The 5,825-nt window shown below is 52.4% G+C and carries 7 protein-coding genes; 6 read left to right on the forward strand and 1 reads right to left on the reverse strand.

The window, feature by feature from the left end:
• The first annotated feature begins 342 nt into the window (after window positions 1-342).
• The 4 genes from NCT03_RS33295 to NCT03_RS33310 all read left to right on the forward strand — a co-directional run bounded on the left by NCT03_RS33295 (window position 343) and on the right by NCT03_RS33310 (window position 1,537).
• Window positions 343-585, forward strand: coding sequence for a hypothetical protein (locus tag NCT03_RS33295; protein WP_250470098.1), 243 nt, complete (start codon window positions 343-345; stop codon window positions 583-585).
• Between the two features lie 131 nt (window positions 586-716).
• Window positions 717-1,001: a hypothetical protein gene (locus NCT03_RS33300; RefSeq protein WP_250470097.1), complete on the forward strand. Its 285-nt coding sequence runs from the start codon at window positions 717-719 to the stop codon at window positions 999-1,001.
• 126 nt (window positions 1,002-1,127) lie between these two features.
• Window positions 1,128-1,292: a hypothetical protein gene (locus NCT03_RS33305; RefSeq protein ID WP_250495480.1), complete on the forward strand. Its 165-nt coding sequence runs from the start codon at window positions 1,128-1,130 to the stop codon at window positions 1,290-1,292.
• Window positions 1,289-1,537: a hypothetical protein gene (locus NCT03_RS33310; RefSeq protein WP_250495481.1), complete on the forward strand. Its 249-nt coding sequence runs from the start codon at window positions 1,289-1,291 to the stop codon at window positions 1,535-1,537. Before NCT03_RS33305 ends, NCT03_RS33310 begins: the two co-directional genes overlap by 4 nt.
• Window positions 1,538-2,182: 645 nt before the next feature.
• On the opposite strand, the gene NCT03_RS33315 is transcribed toward NCT03_RS33310, so the two are convergent.
• Complete coding sequence (locus tag NCT03_RS33315; protein WP_250470095.1) at window positions 2,183-3,106, reverse strand: DUF805 domain-containing protein; 924 nt, start codon at window positions 3,104-3,106, stop codon at window positions 2,183-2,185.
• Between the two features lie 643 nt (window positions 3,107-3,749).
• Between NCT03_RS33315 and NCT03_RS33320 the strand changes: the two genes are divergently transcribed.
• Together NCT03_RS33320 and NCT03_RS33325 are read left to right on the forward strand one after the other, a co-directional pair.
• Entirely contained in the window at window positions 3,750-4,067 is a 318-nt protein-coding gene (locus NCT03_RS33320) for a hypothetical protein (protein WP_250470094.1), read from the forward strand.
• On the forward strand, window positions 4,064-5,770 hold the full coding sequence (locus NCT03_RS33325; protein ID WP_250495482.1) for a PriCT-2 domain-containing protein: 1,707 nt from the start codon (window positions 4,064-4,066) through the stop codon (window positions 5,768-5,770). Before NCT03_RS33320 ends, NCT03_RS33325 begins: the two co-directional genes overlap by 4 nt.
• Window positions 5,771-5,825 lie beyond the last annotated feature (55 nt).

Here is a 5,825-nt window from a genome sequence, read left to right on the forward strand (position 1 = left end):
GCCTAAGAGGCATTCGTTCTCAGACGGCATGCTTTCTTCTTGTCGAACATGGACGGTGCGAGGTTGCGATCCCTCGTACAGTCAAAACGCGGGAAGGGGTGCCAAAAAAAGGGCCCGCCACCGAGGGCGAGCCAAACTAGTGAGAGACAGCAGCCAAGGTGCTGCATCCTCCTATTAAGGGCACCAGCATTGCAAAATTGAGCGGCTCGTTTCATAAGTCTCAACGGTCAACTTCAACCTGAACGAGACGGATAGAATCAACCACGTCGCCGACAAGGTTTTGTCCACCGGTGTATCGTACAGCTTCAGTTGCCGTCCACAGATTCAAGATACGAGACCGCGATGCCGCAGAATCCTATCTTCGCCGACCCCAGCCGCGATGGGGAGATCGCTCGGGCCATCAGTATCGCGCTAGAGGCTCTAGTGGTTCATCACGGAATCGCCGCCCACGCTGATGGTGATGTCAGGCGTGTTGATTTCAGTCAACCTATCGAATCGTTGCGTGCAGCATTGGCTTTGCTCGGTGTTGGGCGAAACGAGTTTTTACCCTACATGCGTGCACCGGCAAAACCGGATAGAAAATGAAGGGGTGCGGCTGAATTCCGATTATGGTCGGTACTCTGCAGACAGAACTGTCACTAGACAAAGTCGGTCGGCACTCTCAAAATTTCGCGATCTCTTGGCAAACATCACTCGCTGAGAATCCGGAGCCACCTATGTTCGACGACCTCGACGAAGAGGCTACTTCTTTTTTCGCGGCGCATCCTGAACGCGCTTACTTTGCCGTGCTTCAGAGCGGCAACGCAGGTTGCAATACGCTTACGGTCTATAGCCGTCGCGATCAAGGAAGTTACTTCGACGGCGAGCCAGAGGTCATTGATTGGTGTCCTTCGGGCGGGGTATCTGCAATACCAGCTGTGCAAAGCTGGCTGCTACGGTCGCCGGAAGCCGATGACTTCATCGCGCAGGCGTTGAAAAATGCTGGGTACAGTAAGGGCTAACCGGGCCGGCGCACTACACTTGTGACTTGCGCTCGCCCACGTGCCATCCTCCTGCAAGTTTTCTAACTGGCTCCTTCCTTGCTTGCGTAACATAAAGAGTTTTGCCCGCAAGCCTTCGGAGGCCCCATGAGCATCATCGACGATCTGTGCGCAAGTTTAAGTTTCAGAGAAAGCGCGCGAGAGGCTGTGAAGGAATTCTTCCAAGACAACCATCAAGAGGAAATACACGGAAAGCGCGGCGGGACCTTTGATGCGGATGTAACGAAGGGGACGTCTCGCTTGACGAAGTGAAGCCAGACACGATAGACGGTTTATCTGCAGCCATTGCATTAGCTGGCAGGGTGGTCCTTGAAGTGCAGTACATGGACGAAGATGGAGACGATCAGGAAAGAACGGTGGAGGGCACTTTCGACGGCTCTCTTTCCGTTGAATTTCCTTACGACCTTCTGGCTTCCGACGACCGCGACGCCCTGCTGTCCAACGTCGCAATTGAAGACGTCACTTTGAAGTTCTCGGCTTACGATATGGGAGATTAGTAAGCTTAAGTATCTTCCCTTGTCACCGAGCGCTGACCCCTAATCGAGGCCCCGTGTCATGCCAGACGTACCTGCTTTGACCACCGGCTCAAGTTTCCGCCGCACCCTCCGATATCCCAACCACTACCAAGCGTCGGGAAAGGGCCATGCAGCGCATCAGCGAAATCATTCTCCAAGCTAGCCTTGCGCTTGGCGTCTTGACGATAGCCCTACCGTCTGTAATTGCAATTCAAGAGCGCAACGAATGCCTTGATGCGTCAAGAGCGCAAACAAGCGCCCAGCCCTCAACCGGAACGGTAAATAGCAAGAGCGTCCACGACTTGACCGATGCCGAACTGCTAGCGGCCGTTGACGGTTTGCCCACTGCGCCGAGGTCCTGTCGCGACCTATCGGATATCTGGTTCTACGGCGTCCTGGCAGTTTTTGTGTTTCTGACCGTAGTCGTTGGCGCCCACATCTGCTGGCTAATTGGCCGCGCGTACAAGAAAACGATGAGCAGACTTACGTAGCCTGTTGCGTAGAAATGCTGGGATGCAAACGCGCAGGCGGAAGAGGTGTCTGTTTCTCTGACAACTTCAACGTCTTGTTGATCAATGGGTAGCGGGGTATAGCAGTGATTGGGACCGCTGGCCATGCCCGTACCACCTAGTTCGTGCTCGCCGTGGTGAACTGCGCGCAATCGCTTTTCCCAAAACGCAACCGCATGATTTCAACGCCATATTCATCACGATAAAGATAGGTCACAGGGATATCGTTTTCGACGAACACCTTCATGGTGTCGCCTTTGCAGACAAAATTCGATGCCCGTGGGAGCATCACCTTTCTTAATGCATTGATGTCCAGATCAGACGCCTTATAGCCAACAAGCGTATAGCTGTAGGTCAACTGCCGCCCCATGCCATTCACATTGTCCAAGCGTGTCACCTTGTCGACCATAACAGGCGTATTCTTATTCATCTGATTCATTAACTCAACTAAGCTCGTCTGTATCTTTTCTTCTCGCTGAGAATGATCATAAGCATGCACCGCCGCACTTCCTGCTGCTGATCCTACACCGAACGCAAATACTTTGAATAAAAGCGCGGCTGCTGCCGCTCCAATTACGCCGACGACGCTCCAGAACTTTTTCCGTGGCACTGGCACTAATGTAATCGGCTGCGTAAGTCGGGTCTCAACGTTGCTGGCTGACCAAGTTGGTTCGGTCTTGGAAGACTCACTTTGGCCTTTCTCATCGCCAAACCAATTAGGTCCGTCTGTACCCTTGCGGAAAATCAGCGCCAGCCCCCACACAAAGTTAGCAAGTGGGACCCATAGCAGGACTGTCCACCAGCCAGACGCGTCAAAATCATGCGCGCGCTTTATAGCGGCAAATGTCCACGCGATGCTGATCGCGATAAGAAAGACTGCTTCTATCGCTTTGCCGTCCTTCTCGGCCATTGCCTCTAAAAGGCCGTAGGACGCCCCATAGAAGCAACTCAGCCCTAAAGCCGTTAGAAGGTATTGCATGCGGCCAATGCGTCCACGATGCTCGAATAACTGCCCCAATAGGCCTGGCTTGCTATGTGTCATGATCCGCTCCCGATGTTTGCCAACGATATAACGGCGCATGGCACCATCGGCTTTAGCGCGTCTCGGTTAATGACGAAGTAAATTACTTAGCGTCCTAACTAATCCTGGCTTTCAGGACATCGTCAAAACCAAGGTGCGACTTTTTCGAACCTGATCAGCGGTTACAGCAGAATTTGCTGTAACCGGATGTTCTGCAAATAAAATCAATGACTTAATCGTGAAAACCGCGCGCCGGTTACAGCGGTTACGCTACTTCTAAAAAGACCTAAAAGTGATTTTGTGTTTATGTTAGATACCCAGAATCGCCGTAACTCCTGTAACCCGAGCATCCACAAATCGCTGGAACCCTTGCTGCGTAGGGGTTTAAGCCGGTTACAGCAACCTGACGCTGTAACCGTCCTGAACAATATCAATCTCGACACAATAAAGATCGTCATGTTCCCGATTCAGCGCAACTATACCAATAAGAGAACTATACCAACGCAATGTCGTTGCGCATTTTTGGTTTCATACACCTAAACTCACTTGCGGAGCAAGAAATAACCGTTTATAGTTTATTCCACGCAATTGCTTTAGCACTTGCAAAGACAAAAAAAAGCCGCGCTCATAAGAGGCGGCTAAATCACTAACAGATGGAGTAATTATGCACATTAACCGTGCTGTTAACAAGCATGCGATCCTGGACCCGCTGGACGGCGATCCGGCCTTTGAATCGTTGGTAATGGATTTTGAATACCGCGAGAACTGCGTCATGCTCGCGAACAAGACGATTCGTCTGTCTCGCGTTCGTCCTTCGGTCCACTTAAATCAGTCCCGAGCAATCCGCCGTGTTCGTCACCCGCACGCTTCGCGTCGTCGTTCTGCCGCATCGAAAAATTCATCCAGTGACGGCGATGGCCCTGGAGAGCCACATGCGGTAATTCGTTCGGCGCGCGTCAGCCGCTTGGGAGGTGCAAAATGAATGCACGCCCGAATTTCAATGATGAATTTTCCAAAGCACGCGCAGCACTTGCATATCTCGATCTAGCCGACCGCGACATTTGGGTTAAAGCCGCAATGGCACTCAAAAGCGAATTCGGTGATTCGGCCAAAGAAATGTGGCTCGAAGCGTCGGCCAATTGCAGCAACTTCAAACAAAGCTCAGCCGAATCGACGTGGAAATCCGTTAAAGCCGGTGGCGGCGTCAGCCTTGGTACGCTCTATCACTTTGCCAAGCAGAACGGATTTGATATTGCGTCGTTTCACCCACCTGTCATCAGCTCGGCAGAAATACATGCGCGTCGTCGTCAGCGAGAGGAAGCAGACGCGCGAGCAAACGAACAACGTCAACTGACGGCGGAGGCTGCGGCGCGACAAGCGCAACGCGATTGGGACTCATCGGAGCCGATCAGCGCGAACCATCCATACGTCGTTAAGAAGGGCATCAAGCCGTTCGGTGCTCGTCAATACGACGTGGACGTTATCCTGGCTATTAAAGACGTTGACGGTACGATTCACAGCCATCAACGCATCGCCCCTTCGGGCGACAAGCGTTACCTCGCAGGAGGCACCAAGACCGGCCATTTCGTTAACGTAGGCAATGAGATTACCATTGCTACGGACGAGATACTGATCGCCGAGGGATGGGCCACCTGCGCCAGCATTTTCGAAGCCGTCGGAGGTTGTGTAGTCGCGGCACTCGATGCGCCTAACCTCGGGCCAGTGGTTAAAGTGCTCCGATCACGTTATCCCCAGGCCAAGATTGTCCTGTGTGGCGATGATGATTATGGAACAGAAGGCAATCCCGGCTTTACTGCTGCTGAAAAGATTTGGCGCTCTGTTAATAACGTGACGATGTGCATGCCGGAATTCAGCAACCGGCCTGACGTATCGAACGAAACTTTGGTCCATAAGAGTTTTGTTGACTTCAACGACCTGGCGCGCGCGGATGGAATCGAGCAGGTACGTCTCTGCCTTAATCGTGAATACGTATGTCCTGCTGAAACAACTGAGAGTAACGACGACGCTCCAATCGCTGCTGTCATGAGCGTAGAAGAAATGATTCAGAATTTCGTCTTCATTGGTGACGGCAGCTTTGTCGCGAATATCAACAAACCGAATAAGCCAGTTAGCTTTTCAAATTTTAGGCAGCTTACAGCGGCGTCATACACCATGAAGGGCAAGAAGCAATTGCTTCACGCCGATGAATGGCTTAAACACGAGCAAAGACGTACTGTAATGACGCTGACCTTCCGTCCGGGCCATTCAATTTTCACGGAAGACCCGCATGGCAATACGGCGGTCAACACATGGCGTCCTATTACTCGCGGGCCAGCTACTGTGCACGTGACACCGTTTCTTGAGCACGTCAAATATCTGTTCGGCGAATACGCCGACAAGTTCTTGGATTGGCTAGCGCATATTGAGCAAAAGCCCGGCGAACTGCCGCACTATGGCTGGTTGCATATTGCGCGCGAAACCGGGACAGGTCGCAACTGGATCGCAAGCGTGTTGAGCCGCCTTTGGAAAGGCTACTTTGCGGCAAACGTAGACCTCGGCGCGCTTCTTGAGTCCCAATTCAACGGCGCATTGGCAGGAAAGCTGATGGCGCAGGTTGACGAAATCCGAGAAGGCGGCAGCGATAGTGTAGGTCCCAAGTTCAAATGTCGTGTTTCTGCCAAGTAGAGATGTCGCCTTTTGGCTTAAGTTCATTGCCGGACAAGCGTGTCAGGAGCGCGGG

Source organism: Caballeronia sp. GAWG1-1 (assembly GCF_023631465.1).
Classification (GTDB): domain Bacteria; phylum Pseudomonadota; class Gammaproteobacteria; order Burkholderiales; family Burkholderiaceae; genus Caballeronia.

Excerpts from the sequence above, each read along its gene's own strand:
- NCT03_RS33295 (WP_250470098.1), top strand. The coding sequence starts at position 343 with ATGCCGCAGAATCCTATCTTCGCCGACCCCAGCCGCGATGGGGAGATC.
- NCT03_RS33300 (WP_250470097.1), top strand. The coding sequence starts at position 717 with ATGTTCGACGACCTCGACGAAGAGGCTACTTCTTTTTTCGCGGCGCAT.
- NCT03_RS33305 (WP_250495480.1), top strand. The coding sequence starts at position 1,128 with ATGAGCATCATCGACGATCTGTGCGCAAGTTTAAGTTTCAGAGAAAGC.
- NCT03_RS33315 (WP_250470095.1), bottom strand. The coding sequence starts at position 3,106 with ATGACACATAGCAAGCCAGGCCTATTGGGGCAGTTATTCGAGCATCGT.
- NCT03_RS33320 (WP_250470094.1), top strand. The coding sequence starts at position 3,750 with ATGCACATTAACCGTGCTGTTAACAAGCATGCGATCCTGGACCCGCTG.
- NCT03_RS33325 (WP_250495482.1), top strand. The coding sequence starts at position 4,064 with ATGAATGCACGCCCGAATTTCAATGATGAATTTTCCAAAGCACGCGCA.